The 25,410-nt window shown below is 68.6% G+C and carries 20 protein-coding genes; 11 read left to right on the forward strand and 9 right to left on the reverse strand.

Going from position 1 to position 25,410, the window contains the following annotated elements; genetic code table 11:
* Positions 1 to 17: 17 nt before the first annotated feature.
* From DID98_RS14675 to DID98_RS14695, 4 genes are all read right to left on the reverse strand, one after another.
* Positions 18 to 971, reverse strand: a complete 954-nt coding sequence (locus DID98_RS14675) for an ABC transporter permease (protein ID WP_044844269.1) — start codon at positions 969 to 971, stop codon at positions 18 to 20.
* A 79-nt stretch (positions 972 to 1,050) separates the two neighbouring features.
* Positions 1,051 to 2,634, reverse strand: coding sequence for an ABC transporter substrate-binding protein (locus DID98_RS14680; protein WP_124487275.1), 1,584 nt, complete (start codon positions 2,632 to 2,634; stop codon positions 1,051 to 1,053).
* Between the two features lie 856 nt (positions 2,635 to 3,490).
* Complete coding sequence (locus tag DID98_RS14690; protein ID WP_124487277.1) at positions 3,491 to 5,029, reverse strand: methyl-accepting chemotaxis protein; 1,539 nt, start codon at positions 5,027 to 5,029, stop codon at positions 3,491 to 3,493.
* Between the two features lie 215 nt (positions 5,030 to 5,244).
* Positions 5,245 to 5,913: a haloacid dehalogenase type II gene (locus tag DID98_RS14695; RefSeq protein ID WP_124570954.1), complete on the reverse strand. Its 669-nt coding sequence runs from the start codon at positions 5,911 to 5,913 to the stop codon at positions 5,245 to 5,247.
* Positions 5,914 to 6,384: 471 nt separating this feature from the next.
* On the opposite strand from DID98_RS14695, the gene DID98_RS14700 reads away from it, so the two are divergent.
* The 11 genes from DID98_RS14700 to DID98_RS35815 all read left to right on the forward strand — a co-directional run bounded on the left by DID98_RS14700 (position 6,385) and on the right by DID98_RS35815 (position 18,255).
* Positions 6,385 to 7,245: a GNAT family N-acetyltransferase gene (locus tag DID98_RS14700; protein ID WP_124570955.1), complete on the forward strand. Its 861-nt coding sequence runs from the start codon at positions 6,385 to 6,387 to the stop codon at positions 7,243 to 7,245.
* Between the two features lie 12 nt (positions 7,246 to 7,257).
* The gene (locus DID98_RS14705) at positions 7,258 to 8,184 is read left to right on the forward strand and encodes a glyoxylate/hydroxypyruvate reductase A (protein ID WP_044844274.1); all 927 of its coding nucleotides are present in this window, start codon (positions 7,258 to 7,260) and stop codon (positions 8,182 to 8,184) included.
* A gap of 160 nt (positions 8,185 to 8,344) precedes the next feature.
* Positions 8,345 to 9,745 (forward strand): aspartate aminotransferase family protein, encoded by a 1,401-nt coding sequence (locus DID98_RS14710; RefSeq protein WP_044844275.1) that lies wholly within the window; start codon positions 8,345 to 8,347, stop codon positions 9,743 to 9,745.
* Positions 9,746 to 9,831: 86 nt separating this feature from the next.
* Complete coding sequence (locus DID98_RS14715; protein ID WP_006749694.1) at positions 9,832 to 10,323, forward strand: Lrp/AsnC family transcriptional regulator; 492 nt, start codon at positions 9,832 to 9,834, stop codon at positions 10,321 to 10,323.
* A gap of 98 nt (positions 10,324 to 10,421) precedes the next feature.
* Positions 10,422 to 11,894, forward strand: a complete 1,473-nt coding sequence (locus DID98_RS14720) for an NAD-dependent succinate-semialdehyde dehydrogenase (protein WP_124570956.1) — start codon at positions 10,422 to 10,424, stop codon at positions 11,892 to 11,894.
* Positions 11,895 to 12,095: 201 nt separating this feature from the next.
* Positions 12,096 to 13,625 carry a GGDEF domain-containing protein gene (locus DID98_RS14725; protein WP_124570957.1) on the forward strand — a complete coding sequence of 510 codons (1,530 nt, stop codon included), beginning with the start codon at positions 12,096 to 12,098 and terminating at the stop codon, positions 13,623 to 13,625.
* 239 nt (positions 13,626 to 13,864) lie between these two features.
* On the forward strand, positions 13,865 to 15,823 hold the full coding sequence (locus DID98_RS14730) for a phosphatase PAP2 family protein (protein WP_124570958.1): 1,959 nt from the start codon (positions 13,865 to 13,867) through the stop codon (positions 15,821 to 15,823).
* A gap of 37 nt (positions 15,824 to 15,860) precedes the next feature.
* Entirely contained in the window at positions 15,861 to 16,019 is a 159-nt protein-coding gene (locus tag DID98_RS35810) for a hypothetical protein (RefSeq protein ID WP_185640853.1), read from the forward strand.
* A gap of 318 nt (positions 16,020 to 16,337) precedes the next feature.
* A complete protein-coding gene (locus tag DID98_RS14740; protein ID WP_124570959.1) occupies positions 16,338 to 16,628 on the forward strand; it encodes a hypothetical protein in 291 nt (96 codons plus the stop codon).
* A gap of 193 nt (positions 16,629 to 16,821) precedes the next feature.
* Complete coding sequence (locus DID98_RS14745; protein ID WP_124570960.1) at positions 16,822 to 17,679, forward strand: alpha/beta fold hydrolase; 858 nt, start codon at positions 16,822 to 16,824, stop codon at positions 17,677 to 17,679.
* Positions 17,680 to 18,084: 405 nt separating this feature from the next.
* Positions 18,085 to 18,255: a hypothetical protein gene (locus tag DID98_RS35815; protein WP_185640854.1), complete on the forward strand. Its 171-nt coding sequence runs from the start codon at positions 18,085 to 18,087 to the stop codon at positions 18,253 to 18,255.
* A gap of 169 nt (positions 18,256 to 18,424) precedes the next feature.
* On the opposite strand, the gene DID98_RS14750 is transcribed toward DID98_RS35815, so the two are convergent.
* From DID98_RS14750 to xylA, 5 genes are all read right to left on the reverse strand, one after another.
* Positions 18,425 to 19,624, reverse strand: coding sequence for a sugar ABC transporter permease (locus tag DID98_RS14750; RefSeq protein WP_044844279.1), 1,200 nt, complete (start codon positions 19,622 to 19,624; stop codon positions 18,425 to 18,427).
* Positions 19,621 to 21,180 carry a D-xylose ABC transporter ATP-binding protein gene (xylG, locus tag DID98_RS14755; RefSeq protein WP_124570961.1) on the reverse strand — a complete coding sequence of 520 codons (1,560 nt, stop codon included), beginning with the start codon at positions 21,178 to 21,180 and terminating at the stop codon, positions 19,621 to 19,623. The genes DID98_RS14750 and xylG overlap by 4 nt, the downstream gene beginning before the upstream one ends.
* 84 nt (positions 21,181 to 21,264) lie before the next feature.
* Complete coding sequence (gene xylF, locus DID98_RS14760; protein ID WP_124487285.1) at positions 21,265 to 22,293, reverse strand: D-xylose ABC transporter substrate-binding protein; 1,029 nt, start codon at positions 22,291 to 22,293, stop codon at positions 21,265 to 21,267.
* 133 nt (positions 22,294 to 22,426) lie between these two features.
* Positions 22,427 to 23,905: a xylulokinase gene (gene xylB, locus DID98_RS14765; protein ID WP_124570962.1), complete on the reverse strand. Its 1,479-nt coding sequence runs from the start codon at positions 23,903 to 23,905 to the stop codon at positions 22,427 to 22,429.
* Between the two features lie 4 nt (positions 23,906 to 23,909).
* Positions 23,910 to 25,232 (reverse strand): xylose isomerase, encoded by a 1,323-nt coding sequence (gene xylA, locus DID98_RS14770; protein ID WP_124570963.1) that lies wholly within the window; start codon positions 25,230 to 25,232, stop codon positions 23,910 to 23,912.
* Between the last annotated feature and the right edge of the window lie 178 nt (positions 25,233 to 25,410).

A 25,410-nucleotide genomic window follows, 5' to 3' on the forward strand; every position in this document is an offset into this window, starting at 1 on the left:
GAAGGTGGGCGGGACGCTCAGGTCCGCAATCTCGGGTTCGACACGATCGAGCAGAGGTCGGCGAACAGCACGAGCGTCAGGTAGGCGACGCAGAAGATCAGCGTGCAGGCCTGGACCAGCGGGAAATCGCGATTGCCGACCGCATCGACCATCAGGCTCGCGAGGCCCGGATAGTTGAAGATCGTCTCGACGACGATCACGCCGCCGAGCAGGTACGACAGGCTCAGCGCGATCGCATTGGCGATCGGCCCGATCGCGTTCGGCAGCGCATGGCGCAGCACGACGCGCGCGGGGCTCGCGCCCTTGAGCACGGCCATCTCGACATACGACGCGCTCAACTGCTCGATCACCGCGGCGCGCGTCATCCGCGCCATCTGCGCGATCACGACCGCGCACAGCGTCAGCACCGGCATCGCGTACGCGCGCAGGAAATCGTGCAGGCTCTCGATCGGGCCGCTGTACGACAGCGCGGACAGCCAGTGCAGCTTCACGGCGAGCACGAGCACGGCGACCGTCGCGATCAGGAACTCCGGCGTCGCGACGAGCGCCAGCGTGCCGAGGCTGATCACGCGGTCGACCACCGACTCGCGCTTGACCGCCGCGAGGATGCCGAGCAGCAGCGCGATCGGCACCGACACGGCGGTCGTGATCGCCGCGAGCGCGAGCGACTTCGGCAGGCGCCCGCCGATCATCGCCGACACCGGCATGTCGCCGGACAGCGAACGGCCGAAATCGCCGTGCAGCAGCCCGGTGAGCCAGTTCAGATAGCGCACGTGGGCCGGCATGTCGAGGCCGAACTGCTGGCGCAGCGCGGCGACCGTCTCGGGCGTCGCCGACTGGCCGAGCGCGGCCTGCGCGGCATCGCCCGGCAGCAGGTTCGTGATCGTGAAGATGATCGCGGACACGATCAGCAGCGTCAGCGCGGTGACCGCGATGCGCCGGCCGATCAGTCCAAGCAGGATTCGATTCATGAAACTTCACTCCCGTAGAGGCCGCGTGCGGCCGGCGCGGCAATCCGCACCGGCCGCACGGCGGCGGCACGCGCAGGCGTCAGGCGTTCCACCACACGTGCTCGGCGAACATGAAGCCCATCATCCCGCCGGTCGGGATCGAGCCGAGGCCCGCGAGCCGCTTGTCGTAGCCGTCGAGGAAGCTGATGAAGGCCGGGATGCCGACCCTGCACTGCTGCGCGACGAGCACCTGCATGTCGCCGTACATCTGCTTGCGCTTCGCGTCGTCGGTTTCCGAGCGCGCGGCGAGCAGCAGCTGGTCGAACTTCGGGTTCTTCCAGCCCGACTCGTTCCACGGCGCGTCCGACTTGAAGAACTGCGTGAACAGCACGTCGGCGCTCGAACGCGGGTTGATGTTGCCGAAGCCGAGCGGATGCTTCATCCAGTGATTCGACCAGTAGCCGTCCGCCGACACGCGGTTCACCTGCAGGTTCAGCCCGATCTTCTGGCCGGCCTGCTGCAGCAGCACGGCCATCTCGATCGACCCGTTCGCGTCGGAGGTCGCATAGATCGGCGGCAGCGCGGCGCCCAGCGCGCCCGCCTTCTGGAACAGGAACTTCGCCTTGTCCGGATCGTACGGCCGCTGCGGCAGCGACGCGTTGAAGTAGCGATGCCCCGGCGGGATCGGCTGGTCGTTGCCGATCACCGCGTAGCCGCGGAACACCGCCGAGCGGATCTGCTCGCGATTGAACAGGTACTTCATCCCTTCGACGAAATCGGGGTTCGCGACGATCGGGTTGTCGCTGCGCATGATCAGGTCGGTATAGAGCCCCGACTTGGTTTCCTGCAGCGCATAGCCCGGCGTCGACGCGACCCGCTGCGTCGAGCGCGGATCGATCGCGTTGATCAGGTGCACGTCGCCCGACAGCAGCGCGTTCAGGCGCGCGGCGCTGTCGCTGATGCCGATCAGCTCGATCTCGTCGAGGTACGGCATCCCCGGCTTGAAGTAGCTGTCGTTGCGCACGCCGACGGTCGACACGCCCGGCTTGAACGACTTCAGCTTGTACGGGCCGCAACCGATGCCGGTGCTGAAATCGGTCGTGCCGTCCTTGACGATCACGAGTTGCGGCGTCGCGAGGATCACCGGCAGATCGGCATTCGCGCTCGCGAGTACGAGCGTGACCTCGTCCGGGCCGCTCGCCTTTGCGTCGGCGAACTGATCGGCGAGCGGCTTGACCTTCGACGCGGTGGCCGCGTTCTTGTGGCGCATCAGCGAGTACACCACGTCGGCCGGCGTGACCGGTTTCCCGTCGTGGAACGTGACGCCCTTGCGCAGCTTGATGATCCACGTCTTCGCGTCGGTCGTCTGCAACGACTGGGCGAGATTCATCTGCGGCGTCAGGCTCGCATCGAGCTGCGTGAGGCCACTGTAGAACATGAAGAAACGAATGTAGTCGGCGCCCGTCGAGCCCTTGGCCGGGTCGAGCGTATCGGCCGTCGAGCCCGATTCGTTCGCAACCCGAATCTTGCCGCCGCGCTTGGGCGCGGGTGCCGCAAACGCAGTCCCGGGTTGCATCAGCAGCCCGCCGGCGCCGGCGGCCATCATGCCGCTCGCCGCCATGACCCGCATCATGTCGCGGCGCGTGAAGCCGCCCTTGCTGCCGTTGTCGATATCGTCGCTCATCCGAACTGCTCCTGACTGTGGAAAGTGGGTCCTGGGGTCCAGCGTGGTTCGAGAATTCCGTCGTGCCCGTGTGCTGGTCGCGGGCGCGACGTCGTGCGCATTGAGTTCATTTAAGCATCGCCAAAATGCGGGTTATCGCGATTCGGGGCGGCTGCACGATACGATTCGACCGTTTTGGACCGCCCGCGCAGCATGATTTGCTGCGTGACCACGCGTACCGCCATCGGCTCGATGCCGCGTCGCGACCACTGCGCGATACGGGCGCGACGAAGGAAATCGTAAAGTGATACGCGCGGCAGATTGCGCCGACAAAATTGGCCGCGCGGCATCCGAAACGCGTTCGACACTCGCAAACCGCATGTTTGTGTGGAATGCGCGCTCGCGGCCCGGGGCGACCGGAACGTCGCGCGCATCGGACGGAGGGCGCCGGCCGCGAGGACGCCCGGCGCATGAAAGGTCAGGAGATTGCCGCGACGTCGAAGCGGCTTTGCCGGACGACGGGCGGACAACAGGGATGCGGCCGGATGATCCGACGCCGGGCGCGAACCCGTGACGGGCCGTCAAGCCGCGACTCCCCGCTGCGACGCGGTCGGAGCCGGCAGGTTGGTGAGCACCACGCCGAACACTTGCCGGCGTGGCGTCAGGAAAACGAGGTGATGGCGTTGCCGGCGGGTGCGCACGCGGCGGTCAGCGGTCGGGCGGTCAGCGGTCAGCGGTCAGCGGTCGGGCGGTCAGGCGGTCAGGCGGTCGGGCAGTCAGACGTCGAGCAATCAGGCAGCCGGGCAGTCGGGCAGTCACGCAGTCACGCAGTCACGCAGTCACGCAGTCAGAGTCAGACAGTCAGACAGTCGAGCAATCAAGCCGTCAGCCTGAACACCGACACGGCGGCCCTCAACCGTGCCGCCTGTTCATCCAGCGAGGACGCGGCCGCGGCGGCCTGCTCCACCAGCGCGGCATTCTGCTGGGTCACTTCGTCCATCTGCGCGACCGCCAGGCCGATCTGTTCGATGCCGGTGCTTTGCTCGGCGGATGCCGCGGTAATCTCGCCCATGATGTCGGCGACCCGGTCGATCGACCGGACGATCTCCGTCATGCGCGCGCCGGCCGTCTCGACGAGCCGGCTGCCGCTGCCGACCCGCTCGACCGACGCCTCGATCAATCCCTTGATGTCTTTCGCGGCCGCCGCGCTGCGTTGCGCGAGCGAGCGGACCTCCGCGGCCACGACCGCGAACCCGCGCCCTTCCTCGCCGGCCCGCGCGGCTTCGACCGCGGCATTGAGCGCGAGAATGTTGGTCTGGAACGCGATGCTCTCGATCACGACGGTAATGTCGGCGATCCGCACCGATCCGTCCGAAATCTGCCGCATCGTTTCGACGACTTCCCGCACGGCGGCGCCGCCGAGTTCGGTCGCCTCCTTCGCGTGGGTCACGAGCGCGTTCGCCTGACGCGCATTGTCGGCATTCTGTTTGACCGTCGACGTGATCTGCTCCATGCTGGCGGCCGTTTGCTGCAGCGACGCGGCCTGTTCCTCCGTGCGCTGGGACAGGTCCAGGTTGCCTTGCGCGATCTCGCCGGTGCCGACGGCGATCGAGCGGGTCGTGGTCTGGATGTCGGCGATGGTTTCGGTGAGTCGCGCCTTCATGTCGCCGAGCGCGACGAGCAGGCTGCCCGGCGCGGCGTGCGCCGTATCGAACTGCACGTCCAGTTCGCCGGCGGCGATGCGGGCCGCGATCCCGGCCGCCTGCGCGGGCTCGCCGCCCAGCGTCCGCCGGACGCTGCGCAACACCCCCCACGCGATCGCCGCGAGCGCCGCGGCGATGACGAGCGTGATGGCGCCGAGCACCTGCGCGAGCCGCGCAAACGCCGCGTTGATGTCGTCGTAGAAGAATCCGGTGCCGATCCACCAGTCCCAGTCCGGAACGGCGACCACGCCCTGCAGTTTCGGCTCCACGTCCGCGTCCGGGCTGCGCTTGATCAGCACGTCGACGAGCGCGAAATGCGCCTGGGCCATTCCGGCGCGGTACGCCTCGCTGTCGGTCAGGCCGCTGGTCGTGCGGTTGCCCTTCGCGCGGGTGCCGATGAACTTCGCGTTCGGATGCACGAGGTTGACGCCGTCGGACGTCGTCACCCAGTAGTAGCTCTTCGAATTCGCATTGAGCGCGGACAACGCGGCCTTGGCCTGCTGCTGGGCCTGCTCCCGGGTGAGCGTTCCGCTCGCCTGCATCGCGCGATACGAGTCGACCAGATGCTCGGCTTTGGTCAGCAGGATGACGATCTCGTCACGCCGGCTGTCGATCAGCGCGTCGCGCAGCGTGTGCAGCGACATCGCGGCGAGCAATGCAACGCCGAGCAGCGCCGCGACGACGAGCATCAGCAGTTTCGTGGACAACTTCATGCGGGGGGCCTCGCGATATTAACCGTTCGGTACATATATCGGCTCGGACGGCCCCGCCTTGAATGGCGCCGTATCGGTAATTACCCTCGGTTCGTGCGGTGAGCGGACGCGTAAAGCGGCAAGGCCGTCGCGCCCCTCTTCGCCGTGCCGACAGGCCTGCCCGGCACGGCCGCGCGCGCAGGGCGCGCAGCCGCCCGCCGGCGCGGCGGCGGCGCTTACAGCCCGAGCTGCGTCGCGAGGTGACCGATGTCCGACACCTCGTAATAGTTGTAGAACGGCGTGCCCGGCTCGTGCCCGCGATTGACGAACGCCTTGTGCTTGATGCCGAGATCCTCGGCCGTCATCAGGTCGTAGCGCAGGCTCGACGACACGTGCAGCACGTCCTCGGGCTTGCAGCCGAGCTTGCCGAACATGTATTCGAAGCCCTGCATGCGCGGCTTGTACGACTGCGCCTGCTGCGCGGTGAACACCGCATGGAACGGCGCGCCGAGCTTGTCGACGTTGCTCATGATCTGCTCGTCCATGGCGTTCGACAGGATCACGAGCTTGTACTTCTGCGCGAGCCGCGACAGGCCGGCCGGCACGTCCGGATGCGGGCCCCACGTCGGCACCGTATGATAGAAGCGCTCGGCCTCGGCTTCGTCGAACGGCGTGCCGATGCGCGCACAGGTGCGCCGGATCGCGTTGACGACGACGTCGCGGTACGGCTTCCACGCCCCGAGCACCTCGTCGAGCCGATAGGCGGCGAACGCGCGCACGAAATCCTCCATCGCGACCGGCGACAGCCGGTCCGCGTAGATCTCGCGCGCCAGGTCCGCCATCTGGAAGCGGGTCAGCGTGCCGTAGCAGTCGAACGTGATGAACTTCGGTTCAAATTGGATCATGGTGAGGTCCTGTCGGTATGAAACCCCGGCAGGGCCGGGGACGGGCTGGGTTCAACGCAATTGAATCAGGGCAAAAAATCCGTCGCGCATCGTTCGACGCCGGTCGAAACGCAGATTCGCCGCGTGTTGCAGGCCGCGGGCAGCACGATCTGCGGCACGGCCGCGCGCGGCGCCGCGGGCCACCCCGGCAGGCTTCGCACAACCGCAGCGCGCCAACCGCCCGGCGGGCCCGGCGCGGCTCGCCCGGGCGGCGCCGCTGCAGTTCCATCGTAGTGTCATTCCCACAGCAGAAGCTGTCGGATTGGCGTGCCGCGCCGGCATGAAGCGCGCGTTCGCGCGCGCCGATCGCGCCGGTTTGCGTCGATCTCGCCCGGCCGCCCGCCGTCGCCGGAAAACAGGCGAATCGTCCTATCCGCGCCGCGGTGTCGCTGGCAGAGTCGATATGTCATTCCTACCCATCCGGAGTCCGGCGTGTCCGATCTCAACCCTTCCAGCACGCTCATCTATCGTCCGTTCGCCGACACCGACCTGCCCGCCGCGCATCGTCTGTCGGAAGCGGTCAAGTGGCCGCACCGTCTCGACGACTGGCGCTTCGCGCTCCAGCTCGGCCACGGCTTCGTCGCCGAAGACGAAGGCGGCATCGTCGGCACCGCGCTCGGCTGGCGCTTCGGCGACGCGCACGCATCGCTCGGCATGGTGATCGTGTCGCCCGAGCGCCAGAGCCGCGGCATCGGCCGAGAACTGCTCGCGCGCGTCGTCGACAGCCTCGGCGCACGCACGATCTTCCTGCATGCGACGCCGTCCGGCGAACCGCTCTACGTGAAATTCGGCTTCGAGGCGATCGGCACGATCGACCAGCACCAGGGTGCCGCGTTCCAGCCGCCGCTGATCTCGCTGCCGCCGGGCGAGCGCCTGCGCCCGCTCGGCACCAACGACGGCCCGCGCCTCGCGGCGCTCGCCTCGCGCGCGGCAGGCTATCCGCGCGACGCGGTGATCGATGCGCTGCTCGGCGTCGCGAACGGGATCGCGCTCGATCGCGACGGCGAACTGCTCGGCTTCGCGCTGTTCCGCCGCTTCGGCCGCGGCCACGTGATCGGCCCGGTGGTCGCGCCCGACGCGCTGCGCGCGCAGGCGCTGATCAGCCACTGGCTCGCGCTGCACGAAGGGATGTTCGTGCGGCTCGACGTGCCGGGCGACAGCGGGCTGTCGGACTGGCTGCAGGGGCTCGGGCTGCCGCGCGTCGACACGGTCGTCGCGATGGCGCGCGGCGCGGCGCCCGCGCGCGACCCGGCGCTGCGCGCGTTCGCGATCGTGAACCAGGCGCTCGGCTGAGCGGCACGCGCGATGAGCTTTCTCTACAAGGCCGACCCGGTGCGCGGCGCGCAATGGGCGCAGCGCTTCGCGCAACAGGCGCCCGACCTCCCGTTCCGGATCTGGCCGGACCTCGGCGACCCTGAAACCGTCCGCTATCTCGCCGCCTGGCAGCCGCCCGACGATCCGGCCGCGCTGCTGCCGAATCTCGAGGTCGTGTTCTCCGTCGGCGCCGGCATCGACCAGTTCGACCTGTCGCGCGTGCCCGCGCACATCCCGGTCGTGCGGATGATCGAGCCGGGCATCGTCGAAGGGATGGTCGAGTACGTAACGCAGGCGGTGCTGACGATCCACCGCGACCTGTTCGACTACGCGACGCAGCAGCGCGCGCAGGTGTGGCGCGAGCGGCCGGTGCGCGCGGCCGCGTCGCGGCGCGTCGGCGTGCTCGGGCTCGGCACGCTCGGCCAGGCCGTGCTCGACACGCTGCGGCGCTTCGGCTTCCCGTGCGCCGGCTGGAGCCGCACGCCGCGCACGCTCGACGGCATCGACTGCTACGCGGGCGACGCGGCACTCGACGCGTTCCTCGCCCGCACCGACATCCTGATCTGCCTGCTCCCGCTCACCGACGGCACGCGCGGGCTGCTCGGCGCGCGCGTGTTCGACGCGCTGCCGGCCGGCGCGTCGCTCGTGCAGGTCGGGCGCGGCCCGCAGCTCGACGAGGCCGCGTTGCTCGCGGCGCTCGCGAGCGGCCGGCTCGACAGCGCGATCCTCGACGTGACGGACCCCGAGCCGTTGCCGGCCGGCCACCCGTTCTGGACGCACGCGCGTATCCGGATCACGCCGCACATCGCGAGCGCGACGCGGCCCGATACCGCGGTCGACGCCGTGCTCGCGAACCTCGCGCGCCACCGCGCGGGCCAGCCGATGATCGGCGTCGTCGATCGCGCGCGCGGCTACTGACGCGCGCGCCCGGCCCGGCGGGGCGCGCAGCAGAAAATGCCGAAGCGTCCCGTGCAAACACCGTTTTCATACGTTTCAGGGCGCAAATTGAAGACACGTGCGGATTTCTCGCCCGGTAGCATGAACTCACGCTGACACCCGACGAGAGTCCCTCCCCGCCATGAACCAAGCCGCGCTGATCGAAGCCGATCGTCAACACCTGATCCACCCCGTCGTCAACTACCGCGTGCACGAGGCGCGCGGCGTCACCGTGCTCGACTCCGCGAGCGGCGTGTTCCTGCGCGACGCCGACGGCCATACGCTGCTCGATGCGTTCTCGGGCCTGTGGTGCGTGAACGTCGGCTACGGCCGCGACAGCATCGTGAAGGCCGCCGCCGACCAGATGGCGAAGCTGCCCTACGCGACCGGCTATTTCCATTTCGGCTCGCAACCGGCGATCGAGCTGGCCGAGCGGCTCGCCGCGCTCGCGCCGCCTTCGCTGAACCGCGTGTACTTCACGCTCGGCGGCTCGGACGCGGTCGACTCCGCGGTGCGCTTCATCACGCACTATTTCAACGCGACCGGCCGCCCGTCGAAGAAGCACATGATCGCGCTCGAACGCGGCTATCACGGCTCGTCGTCGATCGGCGCAGGCCTGACTGCGCTGCCGGCGTTCCACCGTCATTTCGACCTGCCGCGCGCGGACCAGCACCACATCCCGTCGCCCTACCCGTACCGCCATCCGCTCGGCGACGATCCGCAGGCGCTGATCGCCGCGTCGGTCGCCGCGCTTGAAGCGAAAGTCGCCGAACTCGGCGCGGACAACGTCGCCGCGTTCTTCTGCGAACCGGTGCAGGGTTCCGGCGGCGTGATCGTGCCGCCGGCCGGCTGGCTGAAGGCGATGCGCGACGCGTGCCGGCGCCTCGGCATCCTGTTCGTCGCCGACGAGGTGATCACCGGCTTCGGCCGCACGGGGCCGCTGTTCGCGTGCGAGACCGAACAGGTCGACCCGGACCTGATGACCGTCGCGAAGGGCCTGACCGCCGGCTACGCGCCGATGGGCGCGGTGCTGATGTCCGACGAAATCTACGAAGGCATCGCGGGCAGCCGCGCGGAGTCTGCCGCGGTCGGTCACGGGCATACGTATTCCGCGCATCCGGTCAGCGCGGCGATCGGCCTCGAGGTGCTGAAGCTCTATCACGAAGGCGGGCTGCTCGCGAACGGCCAGGCGCTGGCGCCGCGCTTCGCGGCGGGGCTCGATGCGCTGCGCGCGCATCCGCTCGTCGGCGACGCGCGTTCGGCCGGCCTGCTCGGCGCGCTCGAGCTGGTAGCCGACAAGGCGCACAAGACGCGCTTCGACCCGGCGCTGAACGTGCCGGACAAGATCGCGGCGGCCGCGTACGCGAACGGCGTGGTGTTTCGCGCGTTCGGCGACGGCGTGCTCGGTTTCGCGCCGGCGCTGAGCTTCACCGCGGGCGAGTTCGACCTGATGTTCGAACGCGTGCGCAAGACGCTCGACGACGTGCTGGCCGACCCGGGCGTGCAGCGCGCGCTCGACGTCGCGCACGCGCAGCCGGCCTGACGGGCCGAGGGAAAGCCGGGCTTGTGGCGGCCATCGTTCGACTCTAAAGTAACCGGACATTCCATTTTTTCCCCTCTCACGTAACCATGACGGACAGCAAGCTGGATCGCATCGACCTGCGCATCCTCTCCCAGTTGCAGAAGCGCGGCCGCATGACCAACGTCGAGCTGGCCGATGCGGTCGGGCTGTCGCCGAGCCCGTGCCTGATCCGCGTGAAGCGGCTCGAGAAGGCCGGCTACATCGGCGGCTACGGCGCGCACATCCAGCTCGAGAAGCTCGGCGACGTGCAGGTCGTGTTCACCGAGGTCACGCTGGCCGACCACCGGCGCGAGGACTTCGACCGCTTCGTCGCGGCGATCCGCAACGTCGACGAGATCGTCGAATGCCACCTCGCGAGCGGCGGCTACGACTATCTGCTGAAGTTCATCACGCGCAGCGTGAGCCATTACCAGACGATCGTCGAAGGGCTGCTCGAGCAGAACATCGGCATCGAGAAGTATTTCAGTTACGTGATCATCAAGTCGCCGTTCGTCAAACGGCACTACCCGCTCGAATCGCTGTTCGGCGAACGGCACTGACCGCGGCACGCGGCACCCTTGAACGCGGCAGCCCGCTGTCCGCGCGGGGTCGTCGCGCGCCGGCGTCGCCGCCGAACCGCCTCACCCAAGGACCTGTCATGCCGCTTACGCTGTCCCGCACCGAACTCGTTCGCACCGCCAACCTGATCGACGGCGCCTGGCGCGACGCGCTCGACGGCCGTCGCTTCGACGTCACCGATCCGGCGACGCTCGACCTCGTTGCCCACGCACCCGACAGCGGCGCCGCCGACGCGCGCGCCGCGACCGACGCGGCCGCACGCGCGCTGCCCGGCTGGCGCGCGACGCCCGCGCGCGAACGCGCCGCGATCCTGCGTGCGTGGCACGCGGCGATCGTCGCGCACACCGACGATCTCGCGAAGCTGATGTCGCGCGAACAGGGCAAGCCGCTCGCCGAAGCGCGCGGCGAAGTCGCCTATGGCGCGTCGTACGTGCAGTGGTTCGCCGAGGAAGCGACGCGCACGTATGGCGACCTGATTCCGCAGCAGCAGCGCGGCAAGCGGTTGAGTGCGGTGAAGGAGCCGATCGGCATCGTCGCCGCGATCACGCCGTGGAATTTCCCGCTCGCGATGATCGCGCGCAAGATCGCGCCCGCGCTCGCGGCCGGCTGCACGGTCGTCGCGAAGCCGGCGGAGGACACGCCGCTCACCGCGCTCGCGCTGGCCTTCCTCGCGCAGGAAGCCGGCGTGCCGCCCGGCGTGCTGAACCTGATCGCCGCGTCGCGCGAACGCGGCATCGACGCGGTGGCCGACTGGCTCGCCGACGGCCGCGTGCGCAAGATCACGTTCACCGGCTCGACGCCCGTCGGCAAGCTGCTCGCACGCGAGTCGGCCGCGACGCTGAAGAAGCTGTCGCTGGAGCTCGGCGGCAATGCGCCGTTCATCGTGTTCGACGATGCCGAACTCGACGCCGCGGTCGACGGGCTGATGGCCGCCAAGTTCCGCAACGGCGGCCAGACCTGCGTGTCGCCGAACCGCGTGTACGTGCAGGCCGGCGTCTACGAGGCCTTCGCCGCGAAGCTCGCCGCGCGCGTTGCCGCGCTGAAGGTTGCGCCTGCAACCGACCCGGCCGCGCAGATCGGCCCGATGATCAACGCGCGCGCGGTCGACAAGATCGCGCGCCATGTCGGCGACGCGATCGAGCGCGGCGCGCGCGTGCTGACGGGCGGCACGCGCCTGACCGAACTCGGGCCGCACTACTACGCGCCGACGGTGCTCGCCGACGCCACCGCCGACATGCAGCTGACCTGCGAGGAAACCTTCGGCCCGGTCGCCGCGCTGTTCCGGTTCGATACCGAGGACGAGGCCGTCGATGCCGCGAACGACACGCCGTTCGGGCTTGCCGCGTATTTCTACACGCAGGACGTGCGGCGCATCGCGCGCGTGTCGGCGCGGCTCGAAACCGGCATCGTCGGGATCAACGAAGGCGCGCTCGCGAGCGAGGCCGCACCGTTCGGCGGCGTGAAGGAATCGGGCTACGGCCGCGAAGGTTCGCGCTACGGCCTCGACGACTACCTGTCGATCAAGTACCTGTGCCAGGGCGGGCTCGACTGATCCCGCGCCGGCGCGTGCAGCCGCCCGGCGTCGCCGCGGCTGCATGCCCGTTGCGCGGTGCGCCGCTGCCGCACACGTTTGCGGCGCCGGGTGCGGCGATCGCGGCGCGAATCGGCCTCGATTTCCGGGCATACTTGCCGTTAACCCGGATTTGACCCGCGCCGCTGCAGATGCAGCGAGCTTCCCGCACGAGCGCCAGCCATGCCTGCACCCACTTCGATCGAGAAAATTGCCGACTGGGCCGGCCGCAATTACTTGATCGTCGGCGTGCTGGGCACGCTGATGTCGCTGGCGGCGCTCGGCATCAGCGCGGCCACGCTGTGGGCCGCACGCAGCGAAGTGGTCGAACATGCGCACGAGACGTCGCGCAACGTCGCCGCCGTCCTGGTCAGCGAGATCGGGCGCACCGTCGAAACGTCCAACAATGCGCTCGTCGCACTCGCCGCCAACCTCCGCAACCCCGCGGTCGCGCGCATCGACACCGGGCTGCGTCACGACGTGCTGTTCGAGCGCACGACCGCGCAATACATGACCGGCATGGGCGTGACGAACCGCGACGGCCGGCAGATCGACGGATGCTGCGGCCCGCACCACAACTGGGATTTCAGCGATCGCGACTACTTCAAGGTCCATCGCGATGCGCACAACGTCGGCCTCTACGTGTCCGAGGCGTATAGCGCGCGTTCGCGCGGCGGCACGAGATCCATCGCGCTGTCGCGGCGCATCGAACGGCCGGATCACTCGTTCGACGGAATCGTGGTGGTCGCGATCGACCTCGCCTACTTCGATCACCTGCTGTCGCGCCTGAACGTCGGACCGCACGGCGTCAGCGCGATCCTGCGCGCGGACGGCACGATCCTCGCGAGAAACCCGCCGTTGAGCGATCAGCAGATCAGCCGGCTGCGCCGCACGAAGTCGTTCGTGCAGATGCTGAGCCGCGACTCGGGCTTCTATGCGGCGCGCTCGAGCATCGACGGCGTCGCGCGGCTCTATACGTACCAGCACGTGCCCGGCACGCCGTTGATCGCGGTCGTGGCCCCGGCCGAGGGCGACGTGCTGGCCGGCATCACGCGCCTGACGTGGACGGTCGGCGTGTCGGCGTCCGTCATCGGCGCGCTGTTCTGCGCGGTGGTGTGGCTGCTCGCGTTCGCGCTGCGCGACAACCTGCGCAAGCAGACGCTGCTCACCGACCAGACGCGCACCGATCCGCTGACGGGCCTGCACAACCGGCGCGCGCTCGATGCGGCGCTCGCCGACGAATGGGAGCGGCTGCAGCGCGGCAGCGGCGGCAGCGGCGGCAGCCTGTCGGTGCTGTTCATCGACGCCGACCACTTCAAGCAATACAACGACCGCTACGGCCATGCGCAAGGCGACACGGCGCTGCGCTTTCTCGCCGAATGCATCCGCGCGAACGTGCGGCGGCGCGGCGACATCGCTGCACGCTACGGCGGCGAGGAATTCGTCGCGGTGCTGCCCGATACGGACGAAAGCGGCGCCGCGGAAGTCGCGGAAGCGATCCGGTGCGCCGTCGAACACAGCCGGCTCGACGGCTTCGATGCAACGATTCCGCCGTTCACGGTCAGCATCGGCTGCGCGACCGGCCATCGCGCGCACCCGCGGACCGTGCATGCGCTGTCGCATCAGGCGGACCTCGCGCTCTATGCGGCCAAGCGGCACGGCAGAAACCGCGTGTGCCGCGCCGACGCGGAATCGGCCGCCGAGGCGGCGTGATCGCGCCGGTTGCGGTCGCCGTTCCGGGGAACACCAGTCCGGCCGGACGCACGCATGGCCGGCGCGTTGCGATGCGCCGCCGATGGCCCGCTCGCCTCGTCCATCACGTTCAGTATCACGAATTCACCAAATAGTGAGCATTCGCGCGCTTCGACCGCGCCCCGCAACAAATCCTTAACGGCTGCGTCACGATCGCCCACGACAATCCGCCATCTTCAACACACCGGATGGAGTTTTGCATGTTTGCGTCACGAAGCCGTTTCCCGCTGCACGTCGCAGCGCTGTCGAGTGCGATCGTTCTCGCCGCGTGCGGCGGCGGCGACGATGTCGCGTCGACCACCCCGACCAGCGCGGCCATGCCGGCGCCGCCGGCCGACCCCGGCTTCGTCGACAGCGCACCCGTGCCGAGCGTGCCGGCCTTCGTCGACAACATCGCGACCAACCAGCGCGGCGACGCGCGTTATGCGACGCTGTCGACCAACGCCGCGGTACGCGTGGTGAGCCGCTTCCTCGACCTGTGGCAGCCGTCGACGATGCTCGTCGACGCAGGCGTGACCGCGGCCGCGAACGGCGCGTTCCCGGCGATCTCGCCGTCGACCTGCTCGGGCCTGCCCGGCAGCGGCACGCCGTGCGGCACGATCCTGAACGACACGGTGCTGGCGGCCAATGTTCAATACGTGATCAACGCAACGACCGCGCGCACGCAACAGCAGGCCGATGCCGCCTACTTCGACGACCGGCGCGGCAAGGGCTACAGCGTGACCGACGGCATGGGCCCGCTCACCGACGCGTGGCGCACGGCCGCGCAGCAGACGACCAGCATCACCAGCGTGCCCGCCGACGCCACCACGGTGCTGTACAACGACAGCGGCAACAACGTCGGCGTCGGCAGCAGCGCCAACGCGAACTTCGGGAAAGTCGTCGACCTGCTCAACGAAATGGGCAACAACGCGTCGACCGAACCGTCGAAGCGCTTCTACAAGTACGCACGGCCGTACCGCTGGAGCGCGAGCGTGGTCGTCGCGCCGACGCTCGTGCCGGCGGAAAGCACGACGCCCGCGACCGACGGCGGCTTCATCAGCGGCCACACGGCCGAAGCGATGCGCGACGCGATGACGATGGCGTGGCTCGTGCCGGAGCGCTTCCAGGAGATGGTCAGCCGCGGCCTCGAACTGGGCGAGAACCGGATCCTCGCCGGCATGCACTCGCCGCTCGACGTGATCGGCGGCCGCATGCTCGCGCTGGCCATCAGCGCGGCGAACCTCACCGCGTACGCGAGCGACGCGCAGGCCGCGTACGGTCAGGCTCACCAGGCGCTTCAGCAACTCACGGGGACGACCGGCGCGACCTTCGCCGCGTTCGCGCATTCGGGCACGACGGCCACCGACCGGTTCGCCGATTACGCGACCAACAAGGCCGCTTTCACGCGCCGCATGACGTTCGGCTTCGGCGCGATCGAATCGACCAATGCACCGGCCGTCGTGCCGAAGGGCGCGGAGGTGCTGCTGCAGACGCGCTTTCCGTACCTGAGCGCCGACCAGCGGCGCGTCGTGCTGAAGACCACCGAAGTGCAGTCCGGCTATCCGGTGATGGACGATGCGGAAGGCTGGGGCCGCCTGAACCTGTTCGCCGCGGGCGACGGCTACGGCGCGTTCAACGGCAACGTGATCGTGTCGATGGATGCGTCGCAGGGCGGGCTCAATGCGGCCGACCAGTGGCGCAACGACATCGCGGGCGCGGGCAAGCTGACGCTGCAAGGCACCGGCACGCTGACGCTGGCGGGCGACAACCGCTATACGGGCGGCACGCAGGTCAGCGGCGGCACGCTCGCCGCGGCATCGGCAAGCGCGTTCGGCACCGGCGACGTGTACGTCGGCGCCGGCGGCAGCGTGAAGATCGCGGCAAGCGCACCCGTCACGATCGCGACGCGCTACACCCAGCTCGACGACACGACGCTCGAACTCGACATCGACGGCAACGGCGGCGGACGCCTGCGCGTGGGCGGCCCGCTCACCGTCGCCGGCGGCACGCTGCACGTGAAGTTCGTGAACGGCTATGCGCCGAAGGCCGGCGACACGATCGCGCTGATCGACGGCGCGGCGGCTTCCGCGAAGTTCTCGACGGTGACGGTCGACGGGTTCAAGGCGACGCCGGTTTATACGGCGACGGGGGTGTCGGTCAGGTTGTCGGCATCGTAATCGGCATCGGCCATCGATTCTTGCGACGGCGCCGCCCGTGGGCGGCGTCGGCGGCTACCGCTTCGTCGCGATGACCTGGAACAACGGCAGCGTCCGCGATACGGTGCCGGGCAAACGCGATCCGTTCGCACCGTCGTTCACGTCGGACATCGGTGCGGACGCGACGCTTCATTACCCATTCGAGCGCGCGCGCTGAACGACCTGTTCGATCGCGCCACCTCCGTCAGTTCCTGCGACAGCCCGTGGGTCACGCCGGGCGCACCGCGTAGCCTGTTTGCGTCGATCGCCTACGCGTTCCAGTTCGATTCGGTTTCCCGTCAGCGGCCAATCGCCGTTCTGCTTCGAAGGTCTCGCTTCTCGGTCGTCTGGGTCCGAGTGCATGTGTCCACGCGGACACTCAGCATGAGCTTTCGCACAGATAATGACAAATTTCACATACTTTTCGCGCAGCAGATTCGCTAGGATCATTTCCCTGCTTTTCCGATTCATATTCTCTCGCAGGGAATGGCGAAAAATGAAGAAACCTGTCCGACACGCAATCATGGCATTTGCGCTTTTGATAAATGCGCAGCTTTCGAACGCGCAAGCCATTGCGGCTGACACGCCGCAATCCAATGGCGCTCTGCCCGTGACGCTACCTCAACCGGATTACGCTTCGCAGCGCGTGAAGGTCGGTTTGTCGAGCGCAGAAACGACGCTCGTCCTTCCGTGGTTCGTGGAGGAACTGATCGCGACAATCAACGCCAGCCATTCACTGAATGAAGCAGCCAGTGATTATGCAGGGCGTTTAAAGCGTGGTCTTTAATCGATAGTCCGTTACTGAACCCAACGGTAACCAGACGCCAGAACGCCCGCTGCGCCGCATCGGGCATTTTCTGTTTCAGTGCGTACGACGGACATCCGTCATATTTTGAATTGTCGACGGAGCCTATAAGCCATTAACCGTCGGCACGCTTGCCCGGCGTTGATGCCGGCACCTTTTCATCAGGAGGTAGCGCATGAACCGCATACCGGACGATTCGACCGCGTTCCGGATCGGTGCTCGTCGCGTTCGAACGATGCAGCTGGACGGCGGCATCCTGGCCGCACAGGTGGGTAGCGAACCGCCCGCGGTCATCGTACTGAACGGCGGACAAGCCTTCGTCTCGAAGACGACCAAGCGCCGGCTGCGGCGCGACCTGCTCCGCGTCGCCGGCATCTTGCCGCCCGACACGCCATTCGTCCTGCTCGGGTATCCTGACAAGCCCGGTGCGCAATACCGGATCGCCGACATCGTCGAGCATCTCGCGCGCGGCATCGCCGCGCGTTGGCAGTGCACGACGCTCATCGGCATCTCGTTCGGCGGCGTCGTGGCGGCGCGCCTCGCGGCCGCCCACCCGGAACGCGTCTCGCGACTCGGGCTGGTGTCGAGCGCGCATCGCCTCGCCCCGAACGGCTGCCGGCTCATCGAGCAGCAAATCGTGCATACGACCCGCTCCGATTTCGTCCGTCTGCTCGAAACGATGTCCGGATGCTTCCGCGCCAACTGGCGCAACATGCTCCTGCGCGCGGCGCTGTTCAGTCGACGCCGCCACGTCGCGTCGTCGGTCAACGAACGACACGTCATTGTCCGCACGCTGCGCGCCTTGCGTGACGATGCGCGCGACGATTCGCCGTGGCCGCGGCGGATCCGCGCGGATACGTTGATCGTCGGCGGCGCCGACGACCCGATCTTCGCCGACGCGGCGCTCGAAACTTCCGCGTGGGTGCCGTCGGTGACCCATCATGCGCTGCCAGGCGAAGGGCACATGGTGATGATCGAGCGCCGGAAGCAGGTTGCGCGACTCGTTCGGAACTGGCTCGCCGCGCGATCCTGATGTTCGTGTCCGACGTAGACGGCTGCGCACGATCGATCCGGTGAGATCCGCGACGCTGTGCCACTGCCCCGTGGACAGGCGTGTGCGCAAATTGCCGTTGGCCCCTCACCGGATTTTCAAAAAAGGCGCCTCGGACTTCCCGTTTCGTAGCCTTCCATGTCCGCCGCGCGGGCCAGAACGACGTCGAGGATCGCATGCGTAAGCGCCCAATCGGGCTGGCGCCGGCCGACGTCACGGCAGCGTCGTAACGCGATTCGACCACTACGCAGGCGCCTCGCCCGCGGCCCGGGCACGACGCGGCCGCACCGGGTACGAAATATGCGCACATCCCGGATTGCCGGTTGCCCGGCAAATGTTGCAACGCAGGCAACCGGCGTCATGACCCACAATTACAGGAGAAAAGTGATGACCCTGCTTATCTACCTGCTCGGATGGATCGTTTTCATCGCCGGCGTGGCATGGGGCCTGATGACGCTGCATGTGTCGCAGCACATCATCGAGATCGTCGCCGTCATTCTGTTCGGCATCGCTGTGATCACGGGCGCGACGCGCGCGCGCCATCGCGACCGCACGTAGTCGCGGAACGGGCGCCGGATTCCGCTGCATTCAGGCATCGCGCAGGTCAACGGCCCGTCGCCGGACGCCCGCGCGGGGTTATCCGTATTACCCGCGGCGGCGCGTCGTGCCGGCGCCGCCGCGGGCGTGCGTCGATTTCATCGAGGCGCAGGCGCGGTAGAACGCCGCCTCAGCGCCGGTTCGAGCGCGACACCACGTCGATCCACACGGCCAGCACCAGCACCGCGCCCTTGACGATCATCTGCCAGTACGCGTCGACGTCGAGCATCGACATCCCGTTGTCGAGGCTCGCCATCACGAGCGCGCCGATCAGCGCGCCGTAGACGGTGCCCGACCCGCCGCGCATCGACGTGCCGCCGATGAAGCACGCGGCGATCGCGTCGAGCTCGCCCATCGTGCCGGCCGACGGCGAGCCGGCCGCGAGCCGCGCGGTGTTGACGATGCCCGCGAACGCGCACATCAGCCCCATCAGCGCGAAGATCGCGAGCTTCACGCGATCGGTGTCGACGCCCGACAGCCGCGTCGCCTCCAGGTTCGAACCCACTGCATAGATGCGCCGGCCGAACACGGTCTGCGTCGCGATCCACGAGAACGCGCCGAGCAGCGCGAGCAGCAGCAGCACCGGCACCGGGATGCCGCCGTAGCGGTCGAGCGTCGCGACGAACGCGAACAGCACGGCCCCGGCGCCGACGACCTTCGCGACGTCCTGCCACAGCGGCGCGACGGCGAGCCGGTAGCGGTGCCGCGTGGCGCGCTGCCGCAGCACCAGCAGCGCGACGAGCGCGAACAGCAGCACCGCGAGGCCGTCGCCGGCCGCGCGCGGCAGATAGCCCTGGCCGATGAACACGAAGCCGTCGGACACCGGCGCGATCGTCGAGCCGCCCGTCACGCCGAGCAGGATCCCGCGGAACGCGAGCATCCCGCCCAGCCCGACGATGAACGACGGCACGCGCCGGTAGGTCGACCACCAGCCGTTGAACAGCCCGACCAGCACGCCGAGCGCGAGCACCGCCGGCACCGTCACGGCGACCGGCCAGTGCCGATTGACGTCGAGGATCGCCGCGACACCACCGAGCAGCCCGAGCAGCGAGCCGACCGACAGGTCGATCTCGCCCGCGATGATCACGAACACCATGCCGCACGCGAGCATCCCGGTGATCGACATCTGCCGCAGCAGGTTCGACACGTTGCGCGGCGTGACGAACGCGCCGTCGGTCAGCACCGAGAAGAACACCCAGATCGCCGCGACCGCGAACAGCAGCGCGAGGACCTTGTAGCGCACGAACACCTGGCGCAGCGGATGGCCGTGCGTGCGACGCGCGTCGGCGCCCGGCGGCACGGCGGGGGAAGAAGAAAGTTCGGTATTCATGACGCACTCGCTGCAATGGGTTCGGACGGCTGCCGCGCGGGCTTCAGCGCGGCGCCGAGGATCTGTTCCTGCGTGAGACCGTCGTTGACGAAATCGCCGCGCAGCTCGCCTTCGCCGATCACCAGCACACGATCGGCGAGCCCGAGTACTTCCGGCAGCTCCGACGACACGACGATCAGCGCGACGCCGCGTTTCGCGAGCGCGAAGATCAGCCGGTAGATCTCGGCCTTCGCGCCGACGTCGACGCCGCGCGTCGGTTCGTCGAGGATCAGCACCTGCGGGTCGGCCAGCAGCATCCGCGCGAGCACGGCCTTCTGCTGGTTGCCGCCGGACAGGCTCGCGATCGGCAGGAACGGGTGTGCCGCGCGCACCGACAGCCGCTGCATCTCGGTGTGGATCGCATCGAGCTCGGCGGCCGCGTCGATCCGCCCGCGCGCGGCGAAACGACGCAGCACCGACAGCGTGATGTTGTGGCCGACCCCGAGTTGCGGCACGATCCCGTGGCGCTTGCGATCCTCCGGCACCATCGCGATGCCCGCGCGGATCGCATCGGCCGGCGAGCGGATCGCGAGCGGCTGGCCGTTCATCCGCACGGTCGCCGTGCTCGCCCCCGGATACGCGCCGAAGATCGCCTGCATCAACTCGGTGCGACCCGCGCCGACGAGCCCGGCGACGCCGAGGATCTCGCCGCGCCGCACGCTGAACGACACGTCGTCCACGCGCTTGCGGCGCGGGTTCGCCACGTCGTGACAGGTCACGTTGCGCGCCTCCAGCACGACGTCGCCGATCTCGTGCGGCTCGCGCGGATACAGGTTGCGGATCTCGCGGCCGACCATCATCGCGATGATCCGGTCGGTGGTCAGCGCACGCATCGGCTCGGTCGCGACATGGCGGCCGTCGCGGATCACGGTCACCGTGTCGCACACTGCGTCGACTTCGTCGAGCTTGTGCGAGATGTATACGCACGCGACGCCGCGGCGCTTCAGGTCGCGCACGATGTCGAGCAGGATGCGCGTCTCGGCGGCACTCAGCGACGACGACGGCTCGTCGAGGATCAGCAGCTTCGCGCGCTTGTTCAGCGCCTTCGCGATCTCGATCAGCTGCTGATGGCCGCCGCCGTAGTTCATCACCGGCTGCGCGACGTTGATCGCGTCGATCCGCAGCTCGCGCAGCAGCGCTTCCGAACGCCGCACCATCTCCGCATAGTGCATGCGCCCGCCGGGCAGCGTGATCTCGTTGCCGAGGAAGATGTTCTCGGCGACCGACAGCTCGGGCACCAGCATCAGTTCCTGGTGGATGATCACGATGCCCGCGCGTTCGGTGTCGCGCACGCCGGACGCAACGAGCGGCGCGCCTTCCCAGCGGATCTCGCCGTCCCACGTGCCGTGCGGGTAGACGCCCGACAGCACTTTCATCAGCGTCGACTTGCCGGCGCCGTTCTCGCCGCACAGGCCGACGCACTCGCCGGGGCGCACGGTCAGGTCGATGCCGTCGAGCGCCTTCACGCCGTCGAATGCCTTGACGATGCCGCGCATCGTCAGCAAGGGTTCGGTCATACGTTCATTGCCTCGCAGTGCGCACGCGGCCGGACCATGTGCGGCCGCACCTCGCCGGCCGCGTGCATCATGCCCATCGAGCGGTTACTGGCTCGCGAGCTGGGCCTGGGTGTAGAAGCCGTCCTTCACGACGACGTCGACGTTGCGCTTCGTCAGGAGCGTCGGCTGCAGCAGCACCGTGTCGACCTTCATCTTGCCGTTGTCGTATTGCGCGTTGAACGCGGGCTTCGTACCCTTCGCGAGATCGACCGCGAGCTTCGCGGCTTCGCTCGCGATCAGCTTCAGCGGCTTGTAGACGGTCATCGTCTGCGTGCCGGCGATCACGCGCTTGACGGCCGCGAGGTCCGCATCCTGCCCGGACACCGGCACCTTGCCGGCCAGATGCTGCGCGGCGAGCGCCTGGATCGCGCCACCCGCGGTGCCGTCGTTCGACGCGACGATTGCATCGATCTTGTTGTTGTTCGCGGTCAGCGCATCCTCGACGATCCGCAGCGCGGTCGATGCGCTCCACTCCGGCACCCACTGCTGGCCGACGACCTTGATGTCGCCGCGGTCGATCGCCGGCTTCAGCACCTTCAGCTGGCCCTCACGCAGCATCTTCGCGTTGTTGTCGGTCGGCGCGCCGCCGAGCAGGAAATAATTGCCCTTCGGCTTCGCGTCGAACACGCCCTGCGCCTGCAGCTCGCCGACCTTCTGGTTGTCGAACGAGATGTACGCGTCGACGTCCGCGTCGAGGATCAGGCGGTCGTACGACACGACCTTGATGCCGGCCTTGCGCGCTTCGGCGACGACGTTGCCGAGCGTCTTCGAATTGAACGGCACGATCACGATCACGTCGACGCCGCGCGAGATCAGGTTCTCGATCTGCGAGATCTGCCGCGCCTCGCTCGCGTCGGCCGACTGTACGGATACCTTGGCACCGAGCTTCGTCGCGGCCGCGACGAAATAATCGCGATCGCGCGACCAGCGCTCGACGCGCAGGTCGTCGATGCAGAAACCGATCTCGGGCTTGTCCTTGCTCGCATGCGCGAGCGGCGCGCCCAGCGCGAACATCGCCAGCGCAGCGGCGCCGGCAAGCGAACTCAATACGGTACGACGCGTCACGGATTTCATTGTCTCCACTCCTTGTTATCGAACTTGTCGAACAACCTCACGAACATCGGGCGGGCGCAGCCATGCGCCGCCCGCATCGAGTCCTCGCAACGCGCGGCATCGTGCGATGCGAACCGCGCTCGCCATCCGCGCGTCACGCACCCGTCGCGAACACCGGTTCGAGCGCGCGATAAAGCCCACGAAACGTCGGCCGCCGCATGTCGCGATACCACGCGTGCCGCGCGAGATCGGGCTCGCGCACCGCGACGACCGGCGGTTGCGGGCACACGTCGCCGAGCGGCGTATCCGGTTCGAGCGCGAGGCGAGCAAGGCGCGCGGCACCGAGCGCCGGACCGACCTCGCCACCCGCGCGCAGCGTCAGCGCGCGTCCGCTCAGGTCGGCGAGCATCTGCGTCCAGTAAGCACTGCGCGAGCCGCCGCCGATCACCGTGATGCCGGCGGGCTCGAGCCCGGCCGCATGCAGCGCGTCGATGCCGTCGAGCAGCGCGAAGCCGACGCCTTCGAGCGTCGCGTTCGCGAGATCCGCACGCTGCGTATCGGGCGTCATCCCATAAAAGACGCCCTTCGCATTCACGTCGTTGTGCGGCGTGCGCTCGCCGCTCAGGTAAGGCAGGAACCACGGGCGGCTCGCGCGCGCGTTCGCCTCGGCATCGGCGAGCAGCGCCGCGACGTCGTCGTAACCGGTCAGTTGCGCGGTGAAGTCGATGCAGCCGGCCGCGTTCAGCATCACCGACATCAGGTGCCACGTATCGGGCAACGCGTGACAGAAGCTGTGCACCGCCGATTCGGGGTTGGCGCGAAACCCGTCCGACACCGCGAAATACACGCCCGACGTGCCGAGCGACAGCAGTGCATCGCCGGGCCGCACGATCCCCACGCCGACCGCGCCGGCCGCGTTGTCGCCGCCGCCGGCCACGACCGGAATCTCGCGCAGCCCGAGTGCGCGCGCGACGGCCGGCAGCAGCGTGCCCGTCACGCGGTTGCCCTCGAACACCGCCGGCATCTGCGCGCGCGACAGCCCGCACGCGCCGAGCAGCGTGTCGTCGTAGTCGCGCTTCGCGACGTCGAGCCACAGCGTGCCGGCGGCATCCGACGGATCGGTTGCGAACGCACCGGTCAGCCGGTAGCGCAGATAATCCTTCGGCAGCAGCACGTGCGCGATGCGTGCGAACACATCGGGCTCGTGCCGGCGCATCCACAGCAGCTTCGGTGCGGTGAAGCCCGGCATCGCGACGTTGCCTGCCACCGTGCGCAGCGCGGGTGCGAGCCGCTCGAGTTCCGCGCACTCCGCATCCGCGCGGCCGTCGTTCCACAGGATCGCGGGGCGCAGTACGTCGCCATGCGCGTCGAGCAGCGTCGCGCCGTGCATCTGGCCGGTGAGCCCGAGTGCGGCGATGCCGCGCGGATCGATGCCGCCCGCGCGGGCTTCGGCGACGACCGCGGCGAGCGCGCCGCAGGCGGCGTCCCACCAGTCGTGCGGCGCCTGTTCCGACCAGCGCGGCCGCGGCCGGCTCACCGTCAACGGGTGGCTCGCGCTCGCCCGCACCGCACCGTCGCGGTCGAGCAGCACCGCCTTCACGCCCGACGTGCCGAGATCGAGTCCGAGATACATGGCGTCAGCGCAGCCCGTAGATGGCCTGGTTCACGATGTTCTCGAGCCGCTCCTGCGCGCCGCTCGCGTGCCGCGGGTCCACGCCGCGCGCGAGCGCGTCGTCCGCGAGCGACTGCAGCGTGTAACCGCCCGACAGGATCTTGCGGCCGAACGCGTCGTCCCACTGCGCGTAGCGCTGCCGGCGCAGCGCGTCGAGCCGGTCGTTCTCGACCAGCACCGCCGCGCGCTCGAGCGCGAGCGCGAGCACGTCGATCGCGCCGACATGGCCGTAGAACAGGTCTTCCGGATCGACGCTCTGGCGCCGCACCTTCGCGTCGAAGTTCATCCCGCCGGTCGTGAAGCCGCCGTGGCGCAGGATCTCGTAGAACGCGAGCGTCAGCTCCTCGACGCTGTTCGGGAACTGGTCGGTGTCCCAGCCGTTCTGCGGATCGCCGCGGTTCGCGTCGACGCTGCCGAACACGCCGAGCGCGAACGCATTCGCGATCTCGTGATGGAACGAATGACCGGCGAGCGTCGCGTGGTTCGCCTCGATGTTCACGCGGATCTCGTTCTGCAGTCCATACTGCACGAGAAAGCCGTGCACGGTCGCGACGTCGTAGTCGTACTGGTGCTTGGTCGGCTCCTGCGGCTTCGGCTCGATCAGCAGCGCGCCCGTGAAGCCGATCCGGTGCTTGTGCTCGACCACCATCGACAGGAAGCGCGCGAACTGCTCGCGCTCGCGCTTCAGGTCGGTATTGAGCAGCGTCTCGTAGCCTTCCCGGCCGCCCCACAGCACGTAGTTCTCGCCGCCGAGCCGGTGCGTCGCGTCGAGCGCATGGCACACCTGGGTCGCGGCCCACGCGAATACGTCCGGGTTCGGGTTCGTCGCGGCGCCCGCCGCGAAGCGCGGGTGCGAGAACAGGTTCGCGGTGCCCCACAGCAGCCGCACGCCGCTCGCCTGCTGGCGCTCGCCGAGATAGTCGACCATCCGCGCGAAGTTGGCCGCGTATTCGCGCAGGGTGTCGCCTTCCGGCGCGACGTCGGTGTCGTGGAACGTATAGAAAGGCGTGCCGAGCTTCGTGAAGAACTCGAATGCCGCGTCCGCCTTCATGCGCGCACGTTCGAGCGCGTCGCCCGGCTGCTGCCATGGCCGCTGGAACGCGCCCTGCCCGAAGATGTCGTGCCCCGGCCACACGAATGTATGCCAGTAGCAGACGGCAATCCGCAGATGCTCGGCGAGCGTCTTGCCGAGCACGCGCTTCTCGGCGTCGTAATGGCGGTAAGCCAGCGGGTTGTCCGACTGCGGACCTTCGTAGCGAATCGCGGGAATGTGTTCGAAATACGACATGGCGTCTCCGTGCAGGGTCTTGTTGCGGCGCAACGCGCGTCGCGACGACGACGCACGCGGCCGAATCCGGTTGGCTGGATCGTGCCCGCGCGCCTGCCGGCCGGCAATTGCGAAATTGCGCAGCATGCTTAACGTTTCTTGCCAGCCGCTGCGCGCGGTGCGCGTTCCGGCCTACAAT

The sequence above is a fragment of the Burkholderia sp. Bp8984 genome (genome assembly GCF_003853755.1).
In the GTDB taxonomy this organism is placed as follows: domain Bacteria; phylum Pseudomonadota; class Gammaproteobacteria; order Burkholderiales; family Burkholderiaceae; genus Burkholderia.